We start from the raw sequence: 25,566 nt of genomic DNA on the forward strand, positions 1-25,566 counted from the left end.
AACAGGGGTTCGCCATGACCGATGACATCGACCAAGTGCTGATCAGCGCGTTGATGGAAGACTCACGCCGCTCGCTCAAGGCCCTGGCACAGATCAGCGGCCTGTCCTCGCCCAGTGTCGCCGAGCGCCTGCGCCGCCTCGAAGAACGTGGCGTGCTCAAGGGATATACCGTCGAGATCGACCCCAAATGCTTCGGCTATCAACTCCAGGCCATCGTCCGCATTCGCCCGTTGCCGGGCCAGTTGCAGGAAGTGGAGCGACAGATTCAAGCCATCCCCGAATTCACCGAGTGCGACAAAGTCACCGGCGACGACTGTTTCATCGCCCGCCTGCATGTGCGCTCGATGGAACAATTGGACACTCTCCTCGACCGCCTCAACAGCCACGCCGAAACCAGCACCGCCATCGTCAAGAAGACCCCGGTCAAACGCCGGCTGCCCCCGATGGCGTGAGTGCTGTTTTGTTCGCAAAAGCGTAGATTGATCTCTTTCCGGCGAAGGATTGGCGGTATGAAAACTCAAGTCATGTTACTGGCGGCGCTGATGCTCGCCGGCTGCGGCACGTTCCAGACGGTAGTGCGCAGTGACGAGGCTGCGGCAAAGAGTCTCAAGGAACAGAAAACCTACTGCGGTGCGGTTCCACGGATTTATAGCGGCGTGACTTATGATTTTTGCACCCTGCATGCGCTTCCAGGCCCGGGCATCGATGAGTATCAATACAACAATGCCACGCCCTTTGTGCTGATCGACGTAGTTATTTCGGGCGCACTCGACACCATGCTGCTGCCCTACACCATTTATCGGCAGCAGGCTGATGGCAGCATTGTCATTGCCGAATAATCCTGGGCGCCCCGATTCTCAGACAATAAAAAACCCGCCGAAGCGGGTTTTTTACTCAAGGCTGGCGATCAATCATCGCGGCTCATGATGCCGAACAGTTGCAGCAAGCTGACGAACAGGTTGTAGATCGATACATACAGGCTGATGGTCGCCATGATGTAGTTGCGCTCGCCACCGTGAATGATGGCGCTGGTCTGGAACAGAATGCACACAGAGGAGAACAGCACGAAACCTGCGCTGATCGCCAGTTGCAGACCGCTGATCTGGAAGAACAGGCTCGCCAGAGTCGCGCCCAATAGCACAAAGAAACCGGCCGTGATGAAACCACCGAGGAAGCTCATGTCCTTACGGGTGATCAGCACATAAGCCGACAGGCCGCCGAACACCAGCGCGGTCATCGCGAAGGCCGAGCTGACTACTTCCGCGCCGCCCTGCATACCCAGATAACGGTTGAGAATCGGGCCGAGCAGGAAACCCATGAAGCCGGTCAGCGCGAACGCAGAAACCAGGCCCCACGCCGAATCACGGAGTTTGTTGGTGAGAAAGAAAAGACCGTAGAAGCCGATCAGCACCACGAAGATATTCGGGTAGCCGACACGCATCTGCTGCGCGACAAACGCCATCACGCCGCTGAATGCGAGGGTGAGGGCGAGTAAGCCGTAAGTGTTGCGCAGGACGCGGCTAACCTCTAGCTGCTCAGCCTGCACGCTGTTATTAACTGCGTAATCCTGTTCGCGCATGGCGACACTCCTGTTGGGTTTGAAACGTTCAGTCGCAAAGATCATAACAGACGCTCTGTAACAAGCCATGCAGAGAGTTTGACAGTGTGTTTCATTCAGGTATTATGGCGCCCGCAACGCAAACGGAGGTGTGGCCGAGTGGTTTAAGGCAACGGTCTTGAAAACCGTCGACTGTAACAGGTCCATGAGTTCGAATCCCATCGCCTCCGCCATCTTATGTACGACAAAGCCCTGATTTTTCAGGGCTTTGTCGTTTCTGGGTACGCAGCTTCTGTCGCAGCGCTTCTGGATCGTTTCCGCATCTTTTCGGCCATTTCCGCAACCCTACCTCTCCGCCCCCTCCTCCCGCCCAAATCAAATAGCTCGATCAAAACGTGAAGGATGCGTTTGATGTTGTGCGATAAGCAGCTTTCGGGCCAAGAGCGGTCATTCAGCCTATCTAACAAACTAGGGATGATTCAAACCGTGAAAAGCGTCGAGCCAGTTTCTCTTTAGAGAAACGTCCTGATCGCCATCACTCAAATTGCTCAGGGTCACTGCCTGATCCGTCGGCATCCGCGGGCTGAGGAAGCTGTTCAGCGACAACCGTAAGATGTATAGAGGCGAACTGGTGGGCCGTTATCCTCGCTAGCTCTCCATCCTGATAGTACTGAGGGTCGTCCAGCTCGGCACCGTAACGGGTACGGAGGTTATCGAAAACGTAGTCCGGTGAAATTATTGACGCGATACTGTTGTAGGTCTCGCGCCTTAGGTCAGACCTAACCGGCAGGCCGCTTTCCACTTCCCATCCTTCTCCAATGTAGGTGTCGAGGAAGTCATCCAGCTTCGCTGGGTCTTTATCAAAAAGCTCACGCAAGCCCTCTTCGATCTCTTCTCGATTTCTTCCGTGCTGCCAGTACCAGTAAAGATTTGGTGCGTCTCTTCCTGCCTGCATGAACAACGGTTCAACTTCGTTCGCGTCACGGATGCGAACAGCGAACAGATGGTAAAGAACGTCGTCCGCTCCATCAGGAAGAACTCGACGCTCTTCTGGTCTGTCCTTTGAGTGTGTGAGCCAACGAACGCACTCCATCCCCATTGCCAATGGATGCGCCGCTCCAAGTACTGCCTCAGCAGCTGACTGCCTGTCTGATAAGGGGATACGCCTGATAAGTTGAGAAATCAGCATACCGGCGTACATCATCGTGCCGCCCATTACGAACGCTCCGCGTTCGCGCGGAAGAAGATCTCCGTTCCTCGCGACGGCGATTGCGATCGCTAACGCCGAGACTTCATCCAGAGAGTCCGCTCGATTTCGAAGTACTTGGATCAATTGCGGCATGACGAGCTTGGAATACGTGCTCAACAGACTACGCTGCGAATCGGCATCTGCTGTGACGAGGGCATCTACCAAGTTTGTTAAATGATTATCCGATATGTCTCCTTCAGGCACCCCGTAAACGAAGTAGCGTTTGAAATACCGGCTCGAACAGATTCTTCGCTCTCTCGCCCACCTCTCCTCCCAATCTCCCCCGTACATCATGTTGCTAATTCGCGGAAAAAGAGGTTTCAAGAGTCGCTCTCGCACCCGGCCTCGCTCTTCTGAGGCAGAACCCGGCATTGCGGTTTCAAGGAGTCGATCAACGGCGGACGGAGAATTTTCCAAACCTCGCAAAGCTTCACGGGGCTCCCCTTTTAAAAACAAATCTGCGTTGTCGCGAATTGCGGCATGAAGCTTCGGGTACAACACCCTGAGTCCTTCAACAAGCATGAACTCAGCGATGTTGACCTCCCCCTTGACGAGTGGAAGTGCAAACATCAGTGCGTTTGTGTACAGCTTGGCCACTCGTGGAGTTTCAAGCTTCGGCTCAAGCCCGTCTACAAAATGGCGAGAGAATACGTCGATCTGACGCTGGTCAAGGACAATCCCTGCTTGATTGAGAGCATGTTCGACGCCCTCGAAAGCGATGTCTCGCAGACTCATTTGATCAGCAGGTGGTAAATGTAAAGGTACCTGAATGATTTTTTCGAGAAACGCGCGCCCTGCTTCTTGTCCACCGGCGCCGTAACGCTCACCCAATGCAGCAGCGACTACCTCGTCATCGAAAGCCAGAACGTAGCAGGTGTACTTGAAGCTTGCCGAGAGCTTTACCAGCTTGAAAATGGCATGGGTTTCTTGTCTGTCCAGCCGGTCAATGTCGTCGATAAGGATGACCAATCTTTTCCCGCTTTGGCCCAGAAGAGCGTCAATTTGATCCTTAAGCTTATCGAGACTGACTTTGGATAATGACTCTCCGATCTGCTTAGCAGCTTCCCCTGGATTGATCTCTACACCCGGCAGAGCGACTGAGATGACAGACAGGATCCCTCCGTAGGACTCAAGCAGCGCAGCCGCTTTTTCTTTGAACGCTGGCTCTTTGCCCAAGGCCTCAGCCAGGGTCGCAAAAAAACCGCGCAAAAGCGCGTCTTCGGAAGGAAAGTGCCAAGGATTGAATCGTATTGTAACGACCTGTCCGTGCTGATCTAGCGACTCCTCCATCATCTTGAGAACTGAAGTTTTTCCATCTCCCCATGGGCCAAACAGGCCGATGACGATGCTTGAGGGATCGCGGCGCCTGGCGATCGTCTCAGCAATACGCGCTGCGTAAGGCGCTCGCCCGAACCTATCTTGATGTTTTGAGGTGATGGGCTCGTCCGAGAAGTACTGATCGCCATCCTCGTCGCTTTTTCGATCATGACCAACCAGCTCCTCTGCAGGAGTATCCGACGAGGCTGTTGAGCCTTGAGTGCCCATACCAAAAAGCTTCCTAATCCATTTCACGACTCTCTCCTTGATGTATCTGTAACTCTTACGCGCTGATGCTCTTGCTTCGCTTTGTGCAAGCCTGCTGAGCTAGAACGAGATACGAACCACCTACCTCATGAATGTACGTTTTCTCTCATATTTGGTGGGTCGACAACAAGGATTTCTCCAGTCAGGCGCTGCCCTCCGTGATCGTGCTGGCAATTTGGTTTGGAATCGGGTGTGATAGCGGGGGTGCAGATGGAGCTGATAGATGGAAGCGAAAGACTTAATGACGTTGGCTCTTTCAGGCGGGGCATTGCTCGTTTCATTCGCAGCGTTGTATTTTTCTCAACTACACAAACCTTCCAGCGCGATGTTGATCCTTCTCGAAAGAACATTTACACCTGAGTCAGTTTTATTGCAATTTGGAGATAATATTTACGATACACCTAAGGATCGTCTTGTTAGTCCTGCGACACGGCACCTCAGATACACCTTAAGCAATACCGGCAAACAGGCACTATATGTAAAATCTGTCGAGATTCTCAGAGGACCTGACAAGCGTGGGCATCTGCGGTCAAGTCATTCGTTCACGATTTTATACGATGCTGAGATAAATTCCTGCCTACTCGATCCGGGGCAGATTCTGCCAATTGATGTAAATCATCCCGTTGAATTTAAGCTGCCAAGTGATTTTGACTATGCCTTTAATGCTTATGAACTAGTTAGCATTGAGTTGATTTCGGCTGACGGCTCACGATATCAAATATGTCATGATATTTCAGATCTTGGAGCCAGCGGGCCTGAGTTTCATCACCCTCTATGGGACGGTGTCACTCTCGGGGCTCCAGTAAGAGGCTCCGGGTTTATGTAAAGAACAATCAAACCGCCCAACTGCATGGTGGAAGTTTTTTTGGGGTTGGGGTATATCGTCATTTTCCGCATTGCGCGGACTAATGGAGAAATCAGCAGATGGAAGTCAGAACTCCGCTCATAGCCGAGATGAACAGAGCAATAAACAAACAGCAATTTGATAGGGATAACCCAGTCATCGCTGTATTCAAGGGCTTGCACGAATACGTCACAGGTTTTGAATCCAGCCTAGACGATGATCACGAGGTAGGTGCCAGACTTGTAACATTTGGCCAGTCGATTCAAATTCACGTTCAAAACATCGGCTACAAAGCGCCATTTCTGATTACTTTTACCGGTGTCGATAGCACTGGCAGCCAACTGCAGCTCGTTCAACATGTGTCACAGTTGAGCTTCTTGCTGGTTGCGGTTCCAAAACTTCAGGAAAAGCCCTTCCGGGTTGGTTTCATCTGGGATAAATGATTGAAAGGCCCTTCTAACCAACTGTGGCGCTGAGCGAGGCGAAATGGAAGCTTTTTTCTTTGGTAATCAGCTCGATTCGTTTTTACCGGATGCGCGCTTGGGGTACGGCCGCGCTGGAGCTGTCTGATAGCCTTGCCCCAGCGCATGCCCAACGAATTGTCGGCATCACCGACGACGGTGACGATGGACTGATTGCGTTGCAGGCGTGCCAAGACTATGTCAAAGCTCTAGCGCCTGCTCAATCCGAGTAAACCCCATATGCTCATATGATTGTTTATGTCTGAGGTGTCAGGCCGCCGAGGAGTTAAAACTACCGATAACGAGCGACCGCCTCTGGCCGTTTTCTGCCTATCGCGAACGGCAGAATTCGCCAAAAGCAGCCGCTCAACTGTGTCTATCAAACTAGGGGCATTCAGTATGTATACACTGATATCACCTGCTATAAGTAGAGGCGTTGATTTTTTGCATCGAGGGAAGCATGCTTGAATTTCAGGTTACAGCTACAGGTGTCGATCTTGAATACGAAGGGGATCTGGGAGCCAATGACAAATGGGTCTGGGATGAATTGACGACCAACAACAAAGCGCGGATATCTCGAATATTTTTGTTCAAAACTTCAGACTTGCTAAATCCTCCCTCCGGCAACCAAAGTTTTGAGGATTATAAGTATCAGTTTCGATTCGGAACATTCGAAAATGACTATGTGAGGGTTCCTGCACGGATCCTCGAGATCAAAAACGACTTGCTCATAAGTCGTGATGTAACACTCAGGCGGTCGCTCTTTGTTGCTGAGCGCAATATCTCGATCTTTCTTCGTTTATCAGAATTGCTAGATCACTCCGATTCCATTGTGATAGGAGGCACACACCCCGACGCAATACCGAGAGACGTATTTGAGGAGTTGCTCAAAAAATTCCCGAACACCTATGAACTCAACCGCTACGCCGATGCTCGTGTTCAAACAATACTTTCTCAGTACCTGGATGGTATGAGGGATGCACGGGGCCGCTATGAGAACTATCTCAACAGAAACAAGTCTCTCACCAGTACCAGAAAAATCGATTTGGATTTATTGAAAAAGCTGGAAATCGAGAAATACATTTTGATTCGAGACCTCATAAAGGACTCCTTGGCGACCAAGAAAAATTGGTCCGAGGGTGACTGGCAGAAGCTGATGCTGTCCTTCCTCCTCCTTTTGTTCCCAAAATATATCATGGTTCTCGAGAACGTCACTATCCACGACTACTACAGTAATCCCAGCAAAAAAACTGATCGTTTTATCGACATTGCCTTGGTTGATGCCAATGGAAATCTTGACGTCATCGAAGTCAAAAAGCCCTTCGATGACAAGATTCTTCGCAAGAGCCAGTATCGTGGTAATAGTATCCCGACCTCAGAGTTGAGCGGTAGCATTATGCAGGCCGAGAAATATCTGTTCCACTTATCGAAATGGGGTATCAAAGGCGAAGAGACCCTCACCAAAAAATACACCACTGAACTACCGCCGGGCATGAGGATTCGGATTTCCAATCCCAAGGCGATTATCATCGTCGGACGCGATCAAATCGGCGGTGCCAATATGACAGGGAGCCAGTTGTTGGACTTCGAGATAATAAAACGCAAGTATGCAAACATGATGGACATCATCACATACGATGATCTGCTGCGACGGCTCAATAACACCATTGCTGCCCTTGGCTGCTGAAGGGTCGCTCAAGTGCGATTTTTCAATGACTACTCTTGGCCGGCTTTTGACGGTCTTGACCGGCAGAAACCGGCCCAGAGCAGTCACAGCATTTCCCATGTTGACCGAGGTACGTTCGTGTTTGTTGGGAAGTGATTAGGATAAGATCGGCCTAGTAGCTGGCCTTTCGCGATACCTGAAACGCTATTGGTTCCGAAATCCACTCATCAATATCCCAGTAGAGTAGAGCCTCAACTTCGCCACCAGTAGCTATTGGTTCGTTATTATCACGAGAGAGTCTAATTTTTGAGACGATAAGTAGGCCTGTTGATCCCTTATGTTCTCGATGGAGATTAACTTCGTTTTTTGTCATCAGTACCGAATCACAGAGATCACTGGTCGTGCCCTTCACCTCGACCATAAGCTCCTCACCGGCTTTCTTGGCAAGAATATCAAATGAGTTCGTTGCTGAAGTATCCCGCGACTCAAAGCCCTTTGCAGCCAGATATTGTATCGCCAGTGCCATAGCTTGAAGTTCAACTACCTGCCGTTCCGTTGCTGTCAGCCCTCGCCCTTGCTTTCCTGCTGTACTTCTCAGAGGCTTGGCAATTATGGCAATTTCCCCAGCGTCTTGGTCGCCTGGAGATACGTCTCGTTGCTCAATCTGAGCAAGATAAATTTCGCTGAGGCGTTCTGCAGCTCTAAATAATAGAAGGTCAAAATCGATGGTCGGTAAGTCTGAGACTGCGATACGCTTAGCGAATGCCGTGGCTTTCTCGAATGTTCGTGGGAGTGGCGCTTTCGCACCCAGGACAATTTCATCATCAAAAGGGCTGAGCGTCTTCCATTTTTGCTGAACGACGAAACGAGCCCATGAGGTTCGTTTACAAAGTTCATCATTAGATACCGGCTGGAGATCGCCCCCGCGCCAGATCGTGCTCCCACACCCTACTGTGATGAAAACAGCAGAACCGTTAGCTGCAAAGTGAATTACCAGATAGAACCCTTCACGCGGGTTAGGGGACATTGCTCTAGAAAAGATGCGTACCCACGGGGCTTCTGTCTTTCGCCCGATACCATCCGAGCCCTCGACAGCAAGATCATCAAAGACACTATCAAATGCCTTCTGTAGAGCTGGTAAACGGGAGCGTAACTCCCCCGCAAGCACTGACCGAATAAGATATCCCCGCTCTTGCATTTCGTGTGTGTTGGTTGATGAGTACTTGGGCTGCAATCCGCAAATTTTTCCCAACGTGCTTTCCACTAAGCGGCTCCAAGTTTCTCTATGCAATCTGCTTTCAAATGCGAAACGCGTGAGCACTGTCGTCTAGCTCAGTGGGTTTCGCGTCAGGTGGACTGGAAGTTATCAATTTATCGCTAGCAGATCACTCTATTGTTACGCGCATACTGAACCGGCGTAGCTTTTGCTCGGCTGAGTGTCAGCTTCTGGCCGATTCTGTTGAAAAAGTCGGCCATGGTTTGCGCATCAGAAAAGTACGCGTCCGAGATTGATATCTTTACCGTTGGCAGAGGCTTCCGGACTCGGATTTCACGGAGCAGCGTGCAAAAAAGGCGTTTTCACCAGTCAATGATCAGGCAGTTTGGGCAGACCGACTTTTTCAACAGAATCGGCCGATTTCTGCCCCTCGTGACAGGCAGAAATCGGCCATAAGCAGTCGGTGGACTAAGCGAACAAGTTGAGCCAATTGTTACATTTTATTGCTCCAGTAGATGAGCAAGCAGCCCTCTCATCAGGTTTTTAATTTGATCTGTTGGTATCTTTGCCTCAAAGCCGTTTCTATCCATGAAACAAAACCCTTCACATGATCGGTGATCATTTGGAAAAGGGTCAACTCTGCAGTGTGCGACGGAGTTTCTTAGTCGTCTTACTAACTCCCGCAAATTTATTTCTTGTGGTACTTTGTGTGCACCTGCATTGATTATGCAGTTTTGGCTAAAGCCCCAAGCTTCTATGTCCTGAAGAGTTTTCTCAGGAATGAGATCAGGCATTCTTTCGTTTGGAAAAAACAGAAGTCCGATGAACGCATTCAGAAGCTGTGTGGTTTCATACTCGCCTTGGTATGTATCAATAAGCTCCAGACTTCTCCGCATGAAGAGTTGTTCAAAATTGTTGAAGTAGCTCATGCAGTTTCCTCCCTCGTCTCGTGGCGTTTTTGGCTAGGGCGAAGCTAACGCCATCGAAGTCCGACATCATTCCTCTCCTGACTTATACGATCTGCCCGCTTTTGGCCGATAGCAGGCAATCCGGTGTCATCATCACCGCGATTGTCATCTTGATGAGTTCTTCGTTGCGGTCGATCACCTCCAGGGCACTACGCACGTTTTCGGCGACATCTGCGGCTCCCCGCTGCTCGACCCAGTTCGTCAGCTCCATGATGGCAACTTCTAGAGCAAGTTGATTTTCGTTGATCTTGATGAGCAGGGAGGTGAGTAGGTCAGAATTTGGCATTGCGATTCCTCAGTGCATAGGAAAGCGTAGCAGCTGAGGAATTCACCGAGCGAGTCGATTGACGGAGGCTGGACATCAGTGCGCTAGGGGTAAAGCCCGTGCCCTGCAGCTGAGTTGCAGGAAATCTTTGCTCGATGGATATCAATCCAGTGCGTCGTATGATTTGAGCTAATATCAAAAAGGCATTGGTGCTTAATAAAAAAATCAGACGCAGCGTGAGAGGTGCTTGAGATGTTACTAGAAAAAATAGACAACTTAAGAAAAGAAGGAAGAGCAGTGTATGAGAAGGCTCAAAGATTAGAAAAAATGCTCCCACAGATAAGGCGTGAAAGTTATAATTCGCTAAAAGCAAAGTACCCTGGAATCGAACAGCGAGACTGGGCGGGATTAGTTAGGGCTATGCAGGCAGGCAAGTTGCCAGTGGATATGTCGGAAGAAATAAATGTTATTTATGAGGAAATATCTACATACAAGGAGCAGGCTGCGGCGGCTAGAATACGTAGCAAGGAAATATACGCCGCCGCGGCCGCGGCCGATACACGGCGAGCCCTCGATCCGGAGGTGGACCCTACTCCTAGAGGTCAGCACCAAAAATTAAGGCAATGCACCCAGTACCCTCAGCGAAAAGATTGCAATGATGGCGAATCGGAGACTGAGAAGTGGAAACGATGTAAGTTTATGGTGTATGGCGAATCCGGTTTTCGCTGTATAGCCCCCACCAAATAATATTTGCGTCACTCGTGATTTTATAAGTCGGGTTATGAGTAAAAGTGCGATTAGGACGAGTGAGATAGTATTTTCTAGTCCAGACTGGGTCCTTCCGTTTCTAGTTGTTAGGTTGTCAGGCTTCGTCTGATTGAGCAGCAAATTAAGGCTCCTAGCAAATAGTACTGGTACGAAAATGGTATAAGGAAAATTTTATTGCTTTAGCTGAGTTGCCCCGACTCCGTAGTCACCCTGAAGGGCTGCTTTTGGCCGATTTCTGCCTGTCGCGAAGGGCTGAAATCGACCCATAGCCGCCTTACGATAGATGGGTCGTTAGGACCAGCGGAGGTTTCCTAACAAGTCTGAGATGCGACTCATTCTCGCATTAGTACTTTATCATGCTCCGTTAACTCCATAAGTCCAAGCTCTTGCCACCAAGAAATGAGGCTATTGAACTCTCGATCAAGCCATTCATACTTTTCTAAGACGCGAGGTGAATCTTTGAACTTGTCAAGATTTTCGTCAATGTGTCCACGCACTCGGTATAAATATGAATCATACGCACCAGCATGCGGCGGATATAAAAACCATGTCCAATAGCGCTGATAATAAAAGCCGTCTATATCGAGCCCATAAAAAGCAGGAGCTAAAGGCATTTGCCCTTCTTTTAGGGAAAAGAAATTTATAATTTCTGGATCTATGATTACCCTGGGAAAAACTGCAAGTTCCTCCTCAAGCGTGAAGGCTCGAATATATGAGCTACCAAAAATCACCCGTTCCTTGTGAAATAACTTCCCTTTAGTAATAGCCCCCCTGCAAAATATGCCATCGGAAGCTAAGTCGGCGGTTATTTTATGAATTTTCCTTGACAACCCTTTGAAACCATCCATGGTTGGCTGGGCTGATATTATTATGCAGTCGGAAATGTATGTTAGCCTTGGATCTCCAAGCTCTCTTTCTATCAGTCCGTCTTCCGTTTCTTCGTATACTGGAAGGTCTGCAGCATAGTTTGACTCATAAACCTCTTCAGCCATGAAGTTTAAAACTGACCTTATCTTCCTAAAAATCAGGTCATCTTTTGAGTTGCGCTCTTCTATGCCTTTGATTATTTCCTTGAAGCCAAGAATATCAATAAATGCAACAAATCGTTCCTCCATTAATTCATCATTTTCCAGCATATAGGCCTCGAAATTCGCGCATTATTTGGATGCCTTAACTATATAATTTAAAACTAAAAAAATCTAATACTTCAGTAGCATCCGTCTCTACTTGACATGTGGATGCAATCGACCCATAGCTGCCTTTCGCTGAGGACGGCTAACAGCCAAAAGGGACCAGTCGAAGGCGTCCTGGAAATTAGGGACAATTCAGTGTTCCAGTGTAATTGCCTTTTGATAGGCATAGTATGCAGTTCACTCGGGGCTATGGCCGTCCTTGAAAGCACGTTAAGAGCGGTACAGCACGATGCCGCTTGATGCTGCACGATACACCGTGGCCTCACAAGCTGGAGCTTTTCTTTGCCTGTAGGAAAGCATCGTTGGCTTGTGGCAAAATGCTTTCATGACCACATACCATGGAGCAGGATCAAGTGTCAGACAATGATTTCCCAACGCCTAGTGAGTTTTTCTTATCTGTGGCTATGTATGAGCCTTACAAGTGGAACGATGCTAGCTTTGACAAGGTGTTAGATCTAAGTAAATTTACAGGTTCAATTGATACTTATTGTGTGGAGTGCAAGGATAGAAGTTTGTTCGTCGCTGAATACCCTCCTATTTCGGCCGTTCGCGAAGATTTCCACGCCAAAATTCAAAAGCCTTTTATTTGCGTAATTGAAGCTAAATGCTCTCGGGTAAAGCAGCACATTGCATGTTATGTTTTCAGGATTCACGAAAAGGATGGAGTGACAAAGATAGGTCAGTACCCATCCGCCGCTGACGCTGCAAAACAAGAACTAAAGAATTATCGTAAGGTTTTAAATGAGGAGCATCAGAAAGGTTACACTAAAGCTTTAGGTCTTTTCTCTCATGGCGTAGGTGCTGGCTCTATAGTTTATCTTCGGAAGATTTTCGAGCACTTGGTAGAAGAAGCTTATCAAGAGGCCAGAAAAGATGAAGTGTGGATGTCTACTCATGGGGAAGCGTATCCTACACTTAAAATGGCAAATAAGGTAGCGACTCTAGAAGACTTCCTGCCATCTGATTTGGTGCAGCACCCGAGATTATACGGATTTCTTTCTCAAGGGCTCCACGGCCGTTCAGAAGAAGAGTGCCTAAAGTTGTTTCCGATGTTGAGGCTGGCCATTGAGTTCATACTGAGTCAGAAGCTGGAAAGGCTTAATGCAAAGCAGAGGCGTGAAGAGCTAGAGAAATTACTTAACAGCACTCAGGCGTAAGCTGATTATTACTAACGGGGCGATCAATTTCTGATTTTTTGGGAGGAGTTTTAATGTTAACCAACTGAAAGCCCCTCCCCATATGGTGTCTTGCTATTTAATTGCTAGATACCTCAAACTTTAGGCGTTGAAGCATCAGCACAATTTTTCATCACTCAGAGAAACAATCTATTCATCAGCCCCCCTAAAGTTTCAAGGCCATTTATTGCCCACGTCAGCTCTTACATTGACCGACTGCTTATGGCCGATTTCTGCCCCTCGTGACAGGCAGAAATCGGCCATAAGCAGTCACTCAGCGCGCTTACAAAAGGAGAGACGATTCAGTTTCCCATTCAACTGACCTTGCTGCGATACCAGACGGCAGTACGTTCATTATCAGCTTGGGATTTTCGTATTTCGAACTGCCGTGATTCGTGCAGGACATGCCTCCAGCTGTTGCAACCGTAGCGGTTGGGTGTCTGCTCTGGATAGGTACCACCAATCCAGCAAATGGATGCTTCCAGTCGAGTCCAGCCACCTTCGGCAAGCTTGGTTTCTGCTTCACGTAAACAGCGGCATATCCTACTACCAGGCCAATCGACTGAACCATCCACCCGGATACCGTCGAACACATCTTCAAATGTTTGGCTCTGTATAAACGAAGCCATTTTAGCTTGTGCCTCAATCATGGTTTTGGCCCAACATTGCAGATTCAGACAATGCCGATTGATGGTTTTGTAGCTTTCCTCCAGAAAACCATCCGCCGCCTGGCAACCTGATTCAGACCAGAGATCGAAATGCTCAATGAAGTGGTGAACCAGTTTATTGCGCAGGTCAACCAACTCCTTGAGGTCGGCCTTCATTGCCTCATAATGCTCGGCTGTCATTTCCAACTGGTATCGATGCCTGAGCCAGATCTGGTCACCAACATCGGCTTCCATCTGTGACTCTTCTTCATTTGGGAGCGGCGGGGTCAGAAAGCTTCCGGTCAACATCCCCATCAACGTGCCCATCGTCTTGTTCTGTGCACATGCGACCTTCTGCTCACGGATGATAGACAGCCGATCTGCAGGACCGGTCAGTTCGCAATGCGCGACAATGGCTTTCAGCTGCCGTTCGTATTGTTGCAAGCGCAACAGACAGCGTCCGAGTTTGCGCTGCACTATATGTTGAATAGCAGGTACATCATCCGAGGGCATGGTAGTGATTTCATCCATGATTAACGACTCAGGCATAAGTGGTAGGGCTGGAGCGTTCACTGCAATACGCTTGCCCTGCCAGGAAGGCTTGCAACGCGTAAATCGGACACATATCAAGCTCAGTGTAGGTTGAGTCAATCCGCTCGGACTTTTTCAAAAGAATCAGACGATAGCTGCCGCAGGCGAGGGACAGCTTTGGGTCGTTTGCAGCCCGTCGCGACAGGCAGAAATCGGCCAAAAGCAGTCGGTGAACAGATTAGTGGCAAATCGGTAGCATCGACCTGCTACGCTGAATCATTGTCGCAGTTGAGCTTGCCGTCATCCATGTCACTTTTCTCGTTGGGCTATGCCGCGCTTGCTGCGACACCCCCTCCCAACTAGACAAGGGCTTACAGAACGACAAGGAACGTTATATAAAAAAGGAAAGTACCATGAACCCAACTCTCAAAATAATTACTTATATGCTCGCCATAAGCATCATAAGCGGCTGTTCCTCTACGATACTGGAGAGCAAGCCATATAAAACATACTCAATTGGGAGCACCGTCACTGCGAGTGTGGGAATGCCATTCATCGAGGCTCAAACAGGAACGATTACAAAAGTAAAGCGCTGGGTCGGTGTACTAAATTCGCCAGACGGATGGAAAGTTGATGACGTCTACTCATCCAACTTCATAAAAAAAGAGCTTGTTTATTCTGGAAAATCCGGAAGTACAATTGAGATTGGTTACCGTGAGTATAGAAGCGGCCTTGCTGCGCCAGCATTTTTTCAGTCAGTAAAATACGATTTGAATGAGTCCAAAGTGATCGGATTTCAAAATTTCCAATTTAAGGTTAATTCGGCGGACAACTCATCAATAAGTGTTGTAATCATCCAGGATTGAGGCGCTGCGCTCTTGCAAAGGGTTCGTGCCGGTCGCTTACCTCACTTGGGACGGGCTAAATCCATCCCTTGACCTGAATGCTATGGATGCCTGCAAAGAGTTGAATGCTACCTCTCACGACAAGCGGCAATCGATCCAGGCTGCGTGAAAAATGAGGGGACGGAGTTGATGCTGGAGATTGAGCCGGCGGGGGCGTTGGGTTTCGCTAAGCTCAGCTCAACCTACTCGCCGAAAACAAATGAGCCACCATCATGGACAGAACCCCAGCGAAACAAACCAAAAATAACCGGAGCCCATCGTGGTCGCGGAACGAGTTGATATTGGCTCTCGATCTTTTCTTGGATCACCCGCGAGAATCACTTTCAGAAGATCACCCAGATGTTGTGGAGCTATCTGATTTCCTGAGACGAATGGGAACGCTAATGGGGCGGCCTATGCCCCAAAATTTCCGTAGTCCATACGCTGTTGTAATGAAGCTTGCCAACTTCAGCCATTTCGATCCTTCTCACATAGATGCGAGTCTTCAGGGGCTTCCCAATGGGGGCAAAGGGTGCGAACTCGTCTGGAGAGAGTTTTTCGGTGTCCCCCATAGATTGGCGTCAGCAGTCGCCACTATCCGAGCTGAAGTAGAAGCTGGCAACGTGAACTCTATTAGCCCCAAATCGGCGACAAGGACAGTAACGAGCTATATCACCCGCATCTGTCAAAATGACTCCAATTGGCAGTACCCCACCAGGAGTGCAGCCGAAGCATCGAATACCTTTTCCTCACAGCACGGCTATGGCCATGAGGAGTGGCTTTTTCGATTCGAATGGCAAATTGGAGGCTGGCAGTATGGCTTTCTTCAAGGAGTAAACAAGGGCTGGGAGTCACGGCTCGCACGTGGTGAGCGTGCAGGTGATGTTGTGCTCTACACCCTTACTCCTGATGGGCGCCGCTATGTGGCCCGTATTTGCCATATCGAGTTCCTAGATGAAGCTCAAGGCATTGCGGCCTTGGATCACTACAAGCGCGTTGGGTGGTATGACCGCATGCTGGAGGAAATAGACGCTGTAGATGGTGATAGAAGTGGCTTGGGGAACGGTGAATGGGCCCCTTACGTGTTGAATGTTCGTTTTCGCCCAGAAGATGTTGAGTGGTATCCGCCAAACACATTAGCCGAGGCTGGGGACCCCGTGCTGCACTACAACCGTTATCAGCTCATTGAGCTTAATCACGAGGCCTCCCTGCCAGAAACGGTGAATACACGCCGCCCGGCTCGGAAAGGACAGAATCTTCCTCCCATTCAAGATAGCTATTTCAGGAGCGGCGGCTCGGGACGGGAGTGCTCGCCAGAGCATGGGATAATGCAGGCCGCCCTGCATGAGGAACTGAGGATTGAATACCCTGGGGCGAATATCGTCTTCGAAGAAAATTTTGTAGATGTCACCGTAACAACGGAAATGGAGAACATCCTCTTCGAGGTTAAGTCAGATTTCTGCACCCGTAGGGTTTTGCGCTTGGCGATTGGTCAACTACTCGAGTACGCGTACTACTGGAATGAGCTACCAGAAAAAGCGGTTAGGCTGGTTGCGGTTGGTCGGACAGCACTGAGCCCTGAGGACGAGAGATATCTAAGATACCTTACGGGAAAATTGAATCTTCCACTTGAGTATCGCCAGGTCAAGCTTCCCTCTGAGGCTTAGGAGCATCTCTAAATCAGTGCCGATTTTTCTAACCCATCGGCACCCCTAGAGGCTCTCCCGTTTCCTGATGATGGATTGGGTGTTGGAGCCGACGTCGAATTGACCCAGTTGCCGAGATATCACTGGCCTGGTCTGATTTCTCGCGACCATTACCTTTACTGGATTTGTACCGGTATGGAGGTGGGTTAGTTTTGCGCCAGCACGTGGGTCAATTTGGCGTTGGCGTCAACAGCAGTAGCCGGCCAGGCGTGGCAGGTTCTTTGCCGTCAGGCCCGAATGAGTCGCCACATACCCCAGGACTTTTGAGCCACAATGTACTGAATGGGTTCTATCCCATCTGCAGGGATACCGTCCTACACTCACGCAATTACGCTAAAAGGAAGTTTTGATGATTGTGATCGTAAACCTTTTTTTGATCTGTCTAGTGCCCTTCGTCACGTATATTGTTTTCTCGGTCGTGGAGGGAGCTCGAAATAAAGTTCTGACCGCTCTCGGCGGCGCCGCTGCCTTTGTGCTCATCGTCCTTCTCCTGCCGAGTGCGAATGAGAAGGCCACGCAGAACGCTAGCACTGCCTCTAGCGCTCCATACTCCACAGTCGCTCCACGCGAGGAGGCGCCAACTGTGGGGATTACTCTTCGCAACTACAAAGAAAAAGGAGATAGCGTGCAGCTTGAGTGCTCAGGCTCCACCGGCAACATCACATGCAAGCCTAAGAAGTGAATAGAGCCTCAGACCCCGTTTGTCGCTCGGCGTTGCGCGTCCGCTTACTTGGTGTATCACCGTCTTTGCCGTTTCTGCTGCTAATTCTTTTTTTCAAAATTGTGCGCGCGACAATACCTAACCATCGCGTTCCGCAGCTTCTCCGCTCTGGCCGGACCGCACCTGGAGCAGAGTGTTATGCACGTGAGTAAAACGACTATTCTGTCGTAATGACCTGAATCTTATCTAGGTTGGATTCACCATAACGCTATCGTTATACGCAGTCTCGTTCGCTTACCTTGACTCGGCTTCGCACTCGGACAGCATCGGCGGCGGGATCGAATCAATGGGACATAAATCCTTAACTGTTCGCTGGGTAAATGTCTGCCGGCTACGACCGGCCGGTATGGGTCCAGGCTGTGTGAAAACGCATGCACCGTTTTGAAGTCTGCGTTGCTACGTAAAATCTGCCAGCGTTTGGTCAGTCAGCAGACCTTAAATTTGCGTAGGAACACGACTTTCGTTCTGATTCTGACTGTCAATCTTGTCCTAAAACGTTTTTACACAGCCTGGGCCGGTTGCAGCCTTGGCGACAGGCAGAAACCGGCCAGAAGCCGCCGTTCGCAGATGCCAAACCTACCTACAGGCGCAGCACCTGCAGGTAAAGATTGTAGGCTTTCTTCGAAAGCCAAGATGAGGTCGGCGCTAGCGCGCCGTAATGCCTGAGTATTTGGTGTCAACGAAGCCACAATCGTTAAGCGATTGTAGCTTGTATTGAAAAGCGGAAAACAACCCCCTGCAAAGCAAGGGGCCTTGAATTGTAGAGCTATTTCTTCGACTCGTCTGCTTCCTTACCCGCGAGCTTGTCTTTTAGCGGCTGGCGCTGCTTGTCGACCTCGGTAGAAATGGCGGTTACGATTTTGCCGGTTGGCATGCCATCAGGGCCTTCTATGACAGTTGCGGTTATAGCGGTAAAGGGCTGATTGTTATCTGCCTCAAAGCTCTTTGTGTCAGATTGAAGGTGGCTTTTGCTATAACCATGATCGCTCACCATCGTGGCTCTAGACCATGTGACCTTGTTCTCCTCGAACTGAAACTCAACAGCAAGCTTGCGCTCCAATCCGCTATCAATTTCTTTGTGCAGTGGTTTCGGATAAAAAATGTACGAAGGAGTTAAAAAGTAGGTGGTTTTCTCTTTGCCAGGAACAGGGGTCAGGCGAAATTCAGCCAGGAATGATGGGTCTCCAATTAGTCCATCGAATGGGCTCGGGTATTGTGTCTCACTGATCCCTACAACAGGCATTCTGTATTGATTGATATTGGTGAATGCACCTTTTGTTTTTCTCGAAAAAATCCCCTTTCTTGAATTCTCGTCTACAGGTTTATCTCTGTTCGCAATGTCTGCAGCAACATTTGATCCAGAATATTTCCCAGCAACAATCATCACGCACAAGTCATTTTCTGATGGTTTTAGACTTCTTTCTTTTGCATAAAATTCGTTGACGAATTCTACCTTTCTTTTTTCATCGTATTTTGCTTTTTCCTCCTTGCTCATTGATGCGTAACTACGATCCTTTGGAGAATCTTCCAGCTCCTCAATGGTTGCACTAAGCTTGTCGTCGTATTTTTTATATAGTTCCGCTGATGGCCATGAGTTTGATTTGCTTGAGTTTATAATTGAGCTGCCTGTTATTCTCAGGTCAGAGTCAACATACTTTGCATACTCCTCAGCCCTTTTCTTGCCATAGTCAAATGCAGCATCAATCAGAACCCCTCCTGCTGCAACAAGTAATACTGGAGGGGTTTCATCTGTTTCATCGAAAGAGTCGCAATCCTTGGCGTTCTTTGTGAAAATCCTCATCTCGTTGATGGTCGGATTGTTGTCAAATTTATCGTAGTCGACCTCGCCGACTCGAAACGTACTTTCGGTAAGAGTTGAGCATCCTTGAACTGCAACTGCGGCAAACATAGCAAGCGCCTGAGCTTTCACAGTGGAACTCCTTTTTTGGTTGTGATTCTTGCGTAGTTGGCTTTTTCTTTTACTACGCAGTTGTTTCCATCGGCTTTAGCGCCAGAGTGAATGGCAATTAAACTAACGTTCTTTGATTTTTCATCATAGACATATATAGGGGCTCCAGAGAATCCAGATAGCGTACTGCACGTATGAATAAGACATCCACGCTCATCTATCTCATATGATCTGCAATACCCGGCGCCAACCCTGCTCCACATAAGATTATATTTGTAATCACTCGGGCTGGCATTGCTTGCTAAGCTTGTCCCATCTTGAATTCCTGGGACGAATATCTCTGTGTCCCAGCTTAGGTCCGATGTATTCATATCGATCTTGGGCGGTGTTATTTGTGCTGGAGTGCTCATGTCTATAAATGCGATATCGCAATTAGTGCCGCAGCGCCTAACTGAAGACTCCTTTATTTTATTCTTCTTTCCATCAATTATAATGTATATTCCATCAGTTATTGTAGTCGACTCAAGGCAATGCCTGGCAGTTATCCATACATCTTTTTTATATATTGACGCCATGCATCTGTGCGTATAAGAAATATCAGTTATCGATGACACCATTCCTATTGATTTTAGGAACGTCATGGAATTTTCGCTTGGAGGCTCAACCATATCCATCAATCTGCTCAGCCTAACAAAGCAGTTTTTTGCCTCTTCTGAGTCTGAGTCTAAGTAACTGCTAATATCTCCGCGGCACTTGCCTGACTCTAATGCCCATCTTGACTTTTCAGCCTCGCTTGGCCCAGACTTTACTGTGCCAGCATCAGAATTTCCGTATCCTCCGGTATATGAGTTTGTAAATTTAGGCCCGTTATCATCTCCCCAAGTGATCTCCCTGCTACCTGGAGGTAATCCTCTAATTACAAATGCTAGAGCAGATTCCGTAGAAACTCTTGGGATAATAGCTTCGGTTTCTCGAAGCTTATCTGGAATAGGAATCCCCATCTCTATAAATTGCTTTGCGGACTCGGCCTCCCCAATCGGAATTATTTCGCGGAATCTGTTCGGTTTTGAGAGAGCGTCTATTGCCTGCAACTTAAGTTCTACAGCTTCCTCATAGTCTGAAGATGAAGCGGTAGTTGAGATGGTTAACACAAACAGCGTCAAAGCCAGTAGCGAAGCCTTCATGGCAGCATTCCCTTGGAAATCTCACACCTACACGTGTTCTAGTTCACGAATCGCACGGTGTCCAGTTGCTATCATTGGGGCAAGGCACACTCGAGCAGCGTCGAATATCCGCGCAGCTGCATTTCCTCCAATACGGTTTCATGCCCCCAGCACCGAATTCGTCGTTCCGTGCTCGGTGTGCATTGCGACTTCACCGCGCCCCCCTGGCATTTCGAACTCCAGTAACGATGCAACTTCAGGCCTTTTCAACGTAGGAGTAGTGCCAGATCAGCGCCTCGCCAGCCAGCCGGGCAAAATTATTCGTTTTTTGCCGCGTCATAGATGAAGGCATCGTTATTGAAACGCCCGTCAGCCTTGGCTCCAGAGGTCATCGGCTTGGGCACATAGGCGGTGATACCTGCTTCGTGACAAGCGAGGATTTGTTCGCTTTTGAAGTAACCTCGGTCAGCCACTACCGACAACGTATCTGACGCCATCACCTCGCGGGCTTGCTTGGCCATCGAGCTGAGTTGATCGCGGTCGGAACCGACGTTGGTCACCTCATATGCAACGATCAAATGGTGCTGGGTATCGACCGCTGTTTGCACGTTGTAGCCGACGATTCCCGTGCCAAGCGTCATCATGGAGCGGGGCAAGGGTTCGCGAAGGGCCGGCAGCTGCCGGTCGTGGACGTCCGTTTTCGGCCGATTCTGTTGAAAAAGTCGGTTTTCTCAAACTGCTCGAAAACTGATGGGGTAAAACACATCTTTTGCACGCTGCTACGTAAAATCCGAGTCTGGAAGCCTCTGCTGAAAGCAAGGAATTCAATCTCAGACGAGTACTTTTCTGTCGTGAGAACCAAGCTGGACTTTTTCAACAGAATCGGCCAGAAGCGGACGTTCGCAATCGACCGCTAACGGCCAGAAGCAGGCGCTCGATCGCTCCGATAATGGATTAGACATAGTTTCCTTTCAGGCCACGCCTAGTAACGCTTCTAGCTTTTAATGTCCAGCCATGTACCATTTTTGTACCACCCACCCCAGCTTGCCCACCTCCTCATCGTGACAAGCCAGATTTACGTGGGTAATGTACGAACAACTCTACACAGCCCCACGGAACGAAAATGAAGGTTTTTATCAGCTGGTCTGGCGAAATGAGCAAACGCGTGGGTGAAGCCTTCAAAAATTGGATACCCCACGTCCTCCAAACCGTTGAACCGTATTACACCCCCACCGACATCGAAAAAGGCACTCGCTGGTCACACGACATTGCCGCCGAGCTTGAATCATCGTCTGCCGGAATTTTTTTCGTTACACGAGAAAACTTAAAAAGCCCTTGGTTAGCGTTCGAGGCAGGAGCCATATCAAAGCAGGTTGATGATTCTTTGGTCTGCCCTGTATTGATCGACTTAGGCACCAGTGATCTAAACGGCCCCCTCACGCAGTTCCAGGTTACTCCATTTCAGAAGGCCGAGATCAAAAAATTAATTCAAGCCCTCAACAAAGCCAACCCTGACAATGTTCTTAACGAGTCAATTTTGAACCAGGCTTTTGAGAAAAACTGGCCCGATCTAGAAGAGCACGTTTCCGAAATAATCCGCTCGACGAGCCCCGACAGTGACGAGCAAGCCAAACGGGACGACCGAGAAGTTCTCAATGAGATTCTAGACCTAACGAGGTCACTAGCAATCCAGAAGACGGGAGGCTTCAAAACCCACAATGAACTCAACACACTCATTTCCAACTTCTTACTGAGCTTTGATGCCGTATTTAACGCCGACTGGGATCACACCATGATGTGCATTCAAGAAAGCAAGTTCTTTTTCAGCCGAAATGGAACCTTTGTGGAGCCAAAGGTTGCAGATGAGGAGAACAACTGGTCGAACAGAGCAGTACTTCTGAAAAATTACAGAAAACTTCTAGAGTATATTGAGGCACACCAGGTAGATATCGTGACAACGTTCCGATCATCAGTCACTACTTAGTACATAGCTGAGCATACGTTGGAGCACTAGCCAAAAAAAGCCCTACAGCCCCCACAAATATAAGGCTTTAGGGCTTTTTTTACATATCGAGGTTATAGCTAATTTAGCATTAAGGGGCGTTGATTGGCGTACGATTAGCCCCATTTTTGCCCCATGAAATTTTCGGACGAAGTGCCTTGGCCTTCCGAGCTACTTAGAGAGGCATCTGGCCTTGCGTAGTAGTGATGCGTAGTTTTGGTTTGCCACTTTCATTGATATAGGGCTCAAACTCAATCTCTGTACCATCCGCAAACAGAATGCTGTAATCATTGTGTCCCTCTTCATTTACAGTTCCTGACCCTCCCATCCTTTTGAAAAGGTCTTGGAGGTAATCGTTCATATGAAGGTGGAACTCATCTATCGAGATATTCGTTCTTGAGGCCTTTAACGCACGAAAGGCAGCTACTGTAGAACGTTGTATATAATATTCCGTATCTGGGCCATTTAAAAGCAGCAACATAATTGCTTCATGTTCATCATCGCTAAACTGATCAAAAAGACTTTTTATCAAAGGGCTTGCAGTTTCTTGATTAATCTCAGACTTTGAATCTATTAGCTCGCCCCTTACTTTTTCAGCGCATTCGATAAAGAAGCTTTTATAATGCATTTTTTACGTCATCCTTAAATATTAAAATCATCCGTACAGCATCCTGGATCAGGCCTTGCAGCTCGAATTTCGCAGCTTGCCGCGGCTGACAATACCACGATCAGACCACATGCCAACAGCGATCTAATTCGCCGATTCGGAAAGATTCACCGTTTGTGGGTGCACCGGGGGGGGGGGCTGAGTTAACCGCATTGATTGCAGGGTAAAATCGAGCCGCTGCAGCAGCAGCCCTACATCGCTATGTGATGAGGCTAACTCGTGTTGCTATAAAAAATAGTTAATTAAAATTTAATCGATTGGGCATCCCCTCTTGTATGCCCCAAACAAATTTCACTAGCCTAGTGGACGACATGATGGCGGTAGGCTATGGTAGCTTTCAAGATCTTTAACAAACATGTGCACCTGAAAATCTACAAATCTTTAGCAAATAAAAAACCAGTTAACTTTGATAAACTTAAAAAACCTCTTGCCAGCTCAAAAGTTATAACTAGTATCAATCTAAATATTATTCACATCAGCACCATAAAGCTACCAACTATGGAATCGCCAACCAGGTCCGGAGAGAGCACAAAATGGCAAATTACACGGAAACTGTAAAAAACATAGCAAGGCACTCAGTTATCAGCAGCGCAGTTGAAGCATTGACAAAAAACCGAACCAACTCAACATTGGCGCGGCGCTCATACGTCCGAGACGTAAAGCAGCATATCCTCAATAAGGATAATTCTTTTGATTCCATTGTGGCCACGAAATTATCGACATCGACGATTGAAAGATGGGAATCATTTTATGACTCAATAACACAATCTAGAAAGCCAGAAAATCTCAAGGTTGCATATTTATCAGGACCTAACCCAGAGAACGATTTGCGGGTATTTTGTAGTCTCGGACTTCTTCCAGAAAACATCTGGGCATTTGAGTCCGAAAGCTCCACATACAGCGAAGCTGTTATTTCTGCACTAAACTCAGAATTTCCATTTATTAAAATAATTAATGGAGGGCTTGACGCTTTTGTCGAAGCCTCACCCCAGCGCTTTGACATAATATACTTGGATTTCTGTGGCCCTTTACCAAGCAGGGGGAAAAAACAAAAAACACTGACAGCCTTAACAAGAGTGCTCGCAAAGCACTCACTAAATTCGCCCGGTGTTTTGATTACGAATTTTTCGCTGCCAACTGAGGCTCAGGACCCAGTTGGTAGAGCCTTGCTCGCCAAGCTAGTTGCATGCTACTTGTATCCAAAAAGCTTTATAGAAAGCGAAGACAGCGAAAATGATTTCACTGAAGGTCCTATCGCTCAGAGCCTCGATCCTAATGAATGGCATCAGGTTGTATCGGAAAACCTTGACTATTACTATGGGCAGTTTGTTACGCGCCTGCTAATAGATCACGCCAGCTTAATCTCGCCTTATAACAGGTTTCCTCAGCACAACTCTTTGTTCAGTAAATTTTTTGATATCCGGGATATAGCTCCTCTCAAAAAATCCCTCGAAAGTCTTTTCCATTTCGACAAGGATGATGGCGGTGGTGATGTAATCGTCGATCCTGACATGTATCCACTTCTTTGGACGCTCGCTGCGCTTGATAAAAGCTTAAATAATAAGGATTTAAATTACCCGCAGTTTATCTTCCAAGATGAAGAGTTCTCAAACTATTCTGATCAGTTTCTCGCCCAGCTCGACATTAAAGGAAGCAAAAAAGAGCTGGTTGATAGCCTTAAGCTCCTTTCATACTTGTTATCCGAAGGTCAAGAGCAAAGTAAATATTTATCCGAGCAGTTCAAAAGTATGTACGACTCACACAAGATTTTCGACTACCATCAATTTTGCGATCTTGTACTTTTCCATCAATCAATAGAGGCTCTTTTTAGGCAGGTTGCAACACCCTATCATGTAAATATCGAGAAAACGCTTAGATGGTCATACAAATCAAAAGACACCCCTATGTTTATGGACATGCTGGTGCTAGATGAATGCCGATATCTATACGATTGGATGCCTACTGTGGATATGTTTTCTAAAGCCACAAAGGAAATTGAACGTCAGCTAGCATATCGTTTTGCGCTTGATGCAGTCGCAAAACATCGTCGCTGGTACAACCCAGAGTATTTTTTTGGTACCGCTGTCGTTGATCAGTTTACGGATGGCTTTAAAGCCAAGACGTTGTCCCCTCGTGAACTCATAGAAGGTAGTGATTAACTTGTTGCTGTGCACTTCAGCCAATCTATAAAAAAACCCAAAAAAATCTGCCCTTGTTAGCAGCTTCCCAAGCTGATAACGAGGGTTCGACTCCCTACACCCGCTCCACTGTTTTCAAGGCCTCCAGCCTACCCCGCGTCAACTAGGTGTCTGTTAATCACATTCGTCATGCGGCGCCTTGTACTTCTGTTTTTGCGTATTTATATCTTTCGTGGCTATCTTACTTGGAA

The 25,566-nt window shown here is 48.2% G+C and carries 22 protein-coding genes, 1 tRNA gene and 2 pseudogenes; 14 read left to right on the forward strand and 11 right to left on the reverse strand.

Annotation, left to right across the window (positions count from 1 at the left end; genetic code table 11):
- Positions 1-14: 14 nt before the first annotated feature.
- On the forward strand, positions 15-452 hold the full coding sequence (locus tag PSH97_RS16520) for an Lrp/AsnC family transcriptional regulator (RefSeq protein WP_305445842.1): 438 nt from the start codon (positions 15-17) through the stop codon (positions 450-452).
- Between the two features lie 57 nt (positions 453-509).
- Complete coding sequence (locus PSH97_RS16525; protein ID WP_305445843.1) at positions 510-839, forward strand: YceK/YidQ family lipoprotein; 330 nt, start codon at positions 510-512, stop codon at positions 837-839.
- Positions 840-907: 68 nt separating this feature from the next.
- Here the strand turns inward: PSH97_RS16525 and PSH97_RS16530 are convergent, their stop codons facing one another.
- Positions 908-1,579 (reverse strand): Bax inhibitor-1/YccA family protein, encoded by a 672-nt coding sequence (locus PSH97_RS16530; protein ID WP_007898177.1) that lies wholly within the window; start codon positions 1,577-1,579, stop codon positions 908-910.
- A gap of 124 nt (positions 1,580-1,703) precedes the next feature.
- On the opposite strand from PSH97_RS16530, the gene PSH97_RS16535 reads away from it, so the two are divergent.
- Positions 1,704-1,791: transfer RNA gene (locus PSH97_RS16535), tRNA-Ser, on the forward strand.
- Between the two features lie 302 nt (positions 1,792-2,093).
- Here the strand turns inward: PSH97_RS16535 and PSH97_RS16540 are convergent.
- Entirely contained in the window at positions 2,094-4,379 is a 2,286-nt protein-coding gene (locus PSH97_RS16540) for a KAP family P-loop NTPase fold protein (protein WP_305445844.1), read from the reverse strand.
- 235 nt (positions 4,380-4,614) lie between these two features.
- On the opposite strand from PSH97_RS16540, the gene PSH97_RS16545 reads away from it, so the two are divergent.
- The 4 genes and pseudogenes from PSH97_RS16545 to PSH97_RS16560 all read left to right on the forward strand — a co-directional run bounded on the left by PSH97_RS16545 (position 4,615) and on the right by PSH97_RS16560 (position 7,383).
- Entirely contained in the window at positions 4,615-5,217 is a 603-nt protein-coding gene (locus tag PSH97_RS16545; RefSeq protein ID WP_305445845.1) for a hypothetical protein, read from the forward strand.
- 98 nt (positions 5,218-5,315) lie between these two features.
- Positions 5,316-5,678, forward strand: a complete 363-nt coding sequence (locus PSH97_RS16550) for a DUF6173 family protein (protein WP_305445846.1) — start codon at positions 5,316-5,318, stop codon at positions 5,676-5,678.
- Positions 5,679-5,809: 131 nt separating this feature from the next.
- Positions 5,810-5,929, forward strand: a pseudogene (locus PSH97_RS16555) (lysis protein); the annotation flags it as partial.
- 227 nt (positions 5,930-6,156) lie between these two features.
- Positions 6,157-7,383 (forward strand): Shedu immune nuclease family protein, encoded by a 1,227-nt coding sequence (locus tag PSH97_RS16560; RefSeq protein ID WP_305445847.1) that lies wholly within the window; start codon positions 6,157-6,159, stop codon positions 7,381-7,383.
- Between the two features lie 151 nt (positions 7,384-7,534).
- On the opposite strand, the gene PSH97_RS16565 is transcribed toward PSH97_RS16560, so the two are convergent.
- From PSH97_RS16565 to PSH97_RS16575, 3 genes are all read right to left on the reverse strand, one after another.
- On the reverse strand, positions 7,535-8,626 hold the full coding sequence (locus PSH97_RS16565) for an MrcB family domain-containing protein (RefSeq protein ID WP_305445848.1): 1,092 nt from the start codon (positions 8,624-8,626) through the stop codon (positions 7,535-7,537).
- A 452-nt stretch (positions 8,627-9,078) separates the two neighbouring features.
- Positions 9,079-9,507 (reverse strand): HEPN family nuclease, encoded by a 429-nt coding sequence (locus PSH97_RS16570; protein WP_305445849.1) that lies wholly within the window; start codon positions 9,505-9,507, stop codon positions 9,079-9,081.
- A gap of 82 nt (positions 9,508-9,589) precedes the next feature.
- Positions 9,590-9,832: a hypothetical protein gene (locus PSH97_RS16575; RefSeq protein ID WP_305445850.1), complete on the reverse strand. Its 243-nt coding sequence runs from the start codon at positions 9,830-9,832 to the stop codon at positions 9,590-9,592.
- A gap of 231 nt (positions 9,833-10,063) precedes the next feature.
- Here PSH97_RS16575 and PSH97_RS16580 point away from each other — a divergent pair, with 231 nt between their 5' ends.
- A complete protein-coding gene (locus PSH97_RS16580) occupies positions 10,064-10,558 on the forward strand; it encodes a hypothetical protein (protein ID WP_305445851.1) in 495 nt (164 codons plus the stop codon).
- A 353-nt stretch (positions 10,559-10,911) separates the two neighbouring features.
- Here the strand turns inward: PSH97_RS16580 and PSH97_RS16585 are convergent, their stop codons facing one another.
- Entirely contained in the window at positions 10,912-11,715 is an 804-nt protein-coding gene (locus PSH97_RS16585; protein WP_305445852.1) for a hypothetical protein, read from the reverse strand.
- Positions 11,716-12,110: 395 nt separating this feature from the next.
- Here PSH97_RS16585 and PSH97_RS16590 point away from each other — a divergent pair, with 395 nt between their 5' ends.
- On the forward strand, positions 12,111-12,929 hold the full coding sequence (locus PSH97_RS16590; RefSeq protein ID WP_305445853.1) for a hypothetical protein: 819 nt from the start codon (positions 12,111-12,113) through the stop codon (positions 12,927-12,929).
- 332 nt (positions 12,930-13,261) lie between these two features.
- On the opposite strand, the gene PSH97_RS16595 is transcribed toward PSH97_RS16590, so the two are convergent.
- The gene (locus tag PSH97_RS16595; protein WP_305445854.1) at positions 13,262-14,125 is read right to left on the reverse strand and encodes an OST-HTH/LOTUS domain-containing protein; all 864 of its coding nucleotides are present in this window, start codon (positions 14,123-14,125) and stop codon (positions 13,262-13,264) included.
- Positions 14,126-14,538: 413 nt separating this feature from the next.
- Between PSH97_RS16595 and PSH97_RS16600 the strand changes: the two genes are divergently transcribed.
- The 3 genes from PSH97_RS16600 to PSH97_RS16610 all read left to right on the forward strand — a co-directional run bounded on the left by PSH97_RS16600 (position 14,539) and on the right by PSH97_RS16610 (position 17,397).
- Positions 14,539-14,991 carry a hypothetical protein gene (locus PSH97_RS16600; protein WP_305445855.1) on the forward strand — a complete coding sequence of 151 codons (453 nt, stop codon included), beginning with the start codon at positions 14,539-14,541 and terminating at the stop codon, positions 14,989-14,991.
- Between the two features lie 251 nt (positions 14,992-15,242).
- Complete coding sequence (locus PSH97_RS16605; protein ID WP_305445856.1) at positions 15,243-16,676, forward strand: hypothetical protein; 1,434 nt, start codon at positions 15,243-15,245, stop codon at positions 16,674-16,676.
- A gap of 388 nt (positions 16,677-17,064) precedes the next feature.
- A complete protein-coding gene (locus PSH97_RS16610) occupies positions 17,065-17,397 on the forward strand; it encodes a hypothetical protein (RefSeq protein WP_305445857.1) in 333 nt (110 codons plus the stop codon).
- An 805-nt stretch (positions 17,398-18,202) separates the two neighbouring features.
- On the opposite strand, the gene PSH97_RS16615 is transcribed toward PSH97_RS16610, so the two are convergent.
- The 3 genes and pseudogenes from PSH97_RS16615 to PSH97_RS16625 form a co-directional block, all read right to left on the reverse strand.
- A complete protein-coding gene (locus tag PSH97_RS16615) occupies positions 18,203-19,366 on the reverse strand; it encodes a DUF3784 domain-containing protein (protein WP_305445858.1) in 1,164 nt (387 codons plus the stop codon).
- Positions 19,363-20,529 (reverse strand): trypsin-like serine protease, encoded by a 1,167-nt coding sequence (locus PSH97_RS16620; RefSeq protein ID WP_305445859.1) that lies wholly within the window; start codon positions 20,527-20,529, stop codon positions 19,363-19,365. The genes PSH97_RS16615 and PSH97_RS16620 overlap by 4 nt, the downstream gene beginning before the upstream one ends.
- Positions 20,530-20,639: 110 nt before the next feature.
- A pseudogene (locus PSH97_RS16625) lies at positions 20,640-21,167 on the reverse strand (transposase); the annotation flags it as partial.
- Between the two features lie 464 nt (positions 21,168-21,631).
- On the opposite strand from PSH97_RS16625, the gene PSH97_RS16630 reads away from it, so the two are divergent.
- The gene (locus PSH97_RS16630; protein ID WP_305445860.1) at positions 21,632-22,492 is read left to right on the forward strand and encodes a TIR domain-containing protein; all 861 of its coding nucleotides are present in this window, start codon (positions 21,632-21,634) and stop codon (positions 22,490-22,492) included.
- 193 nt (positions 22,493-22,685) lie between these two features.
- Here the strand turns inward: PSH97_RS16630 and PSH97_RS16635 are convergent, their stop codons facing one another.
- Complete coding sequence (locus tag PSH97_RS16635; protein ID WP_305445861.1) at positions 22,686-23,138, reverse strand: hypothetical protein; 453 nt, start codon at positions 23,136-23,138, stop codon at positions 22,686-22,688.
- A 572-nt stretch (positions 23,139-23,710) separates the two neighbouring features.
- Here PSH97_RS16635 and PSH97_RS16640 point away from each other — a divergent pair.
- Positions 23,711-25,336, forward strand: coding sequence for a hypothetical protein (locus tag PSH97_RS16640; RefSeq protein ID WP_305445862.1), 1,626 nt, complete (start codon positions 23,711-23,713; stop codon positions 25,334-25,336).
- Positions 25,337-25,566 lie beyond the last annotated feature (230 nt).

Origin of the sequence: Pseudomonas cucumis, assembly GCF_030687935.1 — a bacterium.
Classification (GTDB): Bacteria; Pseudomonadota; Gammaproteobacteria; order Pseudomonadales; family Pseudomonadaceae; genus Aquipseudomonas; species Aquipseudomonas cucumis.

Bases quoted from the DNA above. Each gene is read 5' to 3' on its own strand.
- PSH97_RS16630 (WP_305445860.1), top strand. From the start codon at position 21,632: ATGAAGGTTTTTATCAGCTGGTCTGGCGAAATGAGCAAACGCGTGGGT.
- PSH97_RS16590 (WP_305445853.1), top strand. From the start codon at position 12,111: ATGGAGCAGGATCAAGTGTCAGACAATGATTTCCCAACGCCTAGTGAG.
- PSH97_RS16550 (WP_305445846.1), top strand. From the start codon at position 5,316: ATGGAAGTCAGAACTCCGCTCATAGCCGAGATGAACAGAGCAATAAAC.
- PSH97_RS16620 (WP_305445859.1), bottom strand. From the start codon at position 20,529: ATGAAGGCTTCGCTACTGGCTTTGACGCTGTTTGTGTTAACCATCTCA.
- PSH97_RS16560 (WP_305445847.1), top strand. From the start codon at position 6,157: ATGCTTGAATTTCAGGTTACAGCTACAGGTGTCGATCTTGAATACGAA.
- PSH97_RS16570 (WP_305445849.1), bottom strand. From the start codon at position 9,507: ATGAGCTACTTCAACAATTTTGAACAACTCTTCATGCGGAGAAGTCTG.
- PSH97_RS16545 (WP_305445845.1), top strand. From the start codon at position 4,615: ATGGAAGCGAAAGACTTAATGACGTTGGCTCTTTCAGGCGGGGCATTG.
- PSH97_RS16580 (WP_305445851.1), top strand. From the start codon at position 10,064: ATGTTACTAGAAAAAATAGACAACTTAAGAAAAGAAGGAAGAGCAGTG.
- PSH97_RS16635 (WP_305445861.1), bottom strand. From the start codon at position 23,138: ATGCATTATAAAAGCTTCTTTATCGAATGCGCTGAAAAAGTAAGGGGC.
- PSH97_RS16530 (WP_007898177.1), bottom strand. From the start codon at position 1,579: ATGCGCGAACAGGATTACGCAGTTAATAACAGCGTGCAGGCTGAGCAG.
- PSH97_RS16610 (WP_305445857.1), top strand. From the start codon at position 17,065: ATGATTGTGATCGTAAACCTTTTTTTGATCTGTCTAGTGCCCTTCGTC.
- PSH97_RS16605 (WP_305445856.1), top strand. From the start codon at position 15,243: ATGGACAGAACCCCAGCGAAACAAACCAAAAATAACCGGAGCCCATCG.
- PSH97_RS16600 (WP_305445855.1), top strand. From the start codon at position 14,539: ATGAACCCAACTCTCAAAATAATTACTTATATGCTCGCCATAAGCATC.
- PSH97_RS16640 (WP_305445862.1), top strand. From the start codon at position 23,711: ATGGCAAATTACACGGAAACTGTAAAAAACATAGCAAGGCACTCAGTT.
- PSH97_RS16585 (WP_305445852.1), bottom strand. From the start codon at position 11,715: ATGCTGGAAAATGATGAATTAATGGAGGAACGATTTGTTGCATTTATT.
- PSH97_RS16595 (WP_305445854.1), bottom strand. From the start codon at position 14,125: ATGGATGAAATCACTACCATGCCCTCGGATGATGTACCTGCTATTCAA.
- PSH97_RS16575 (WP_305445850.1), bottom strand. From the start codon at position 9,832: ATGCCAAATTCTGACCTACTCACCTCCCTGCTCATCAAGATCAACGAA.
- PSH97_RS16520 (WP_305445842.1), top strand. From the start codon at position 15: ATGACCGATGACATCGACCAAGTGCTGATCAGCGCGTTGATGGAAGAC.
- PSH97_RS16525 (WP_305445843.1), top strand. From the start codon at position 510: ATGAAAACTCAAGTCATGTTACTGGCGGCGCTGATGCTCGCCGGCTGC.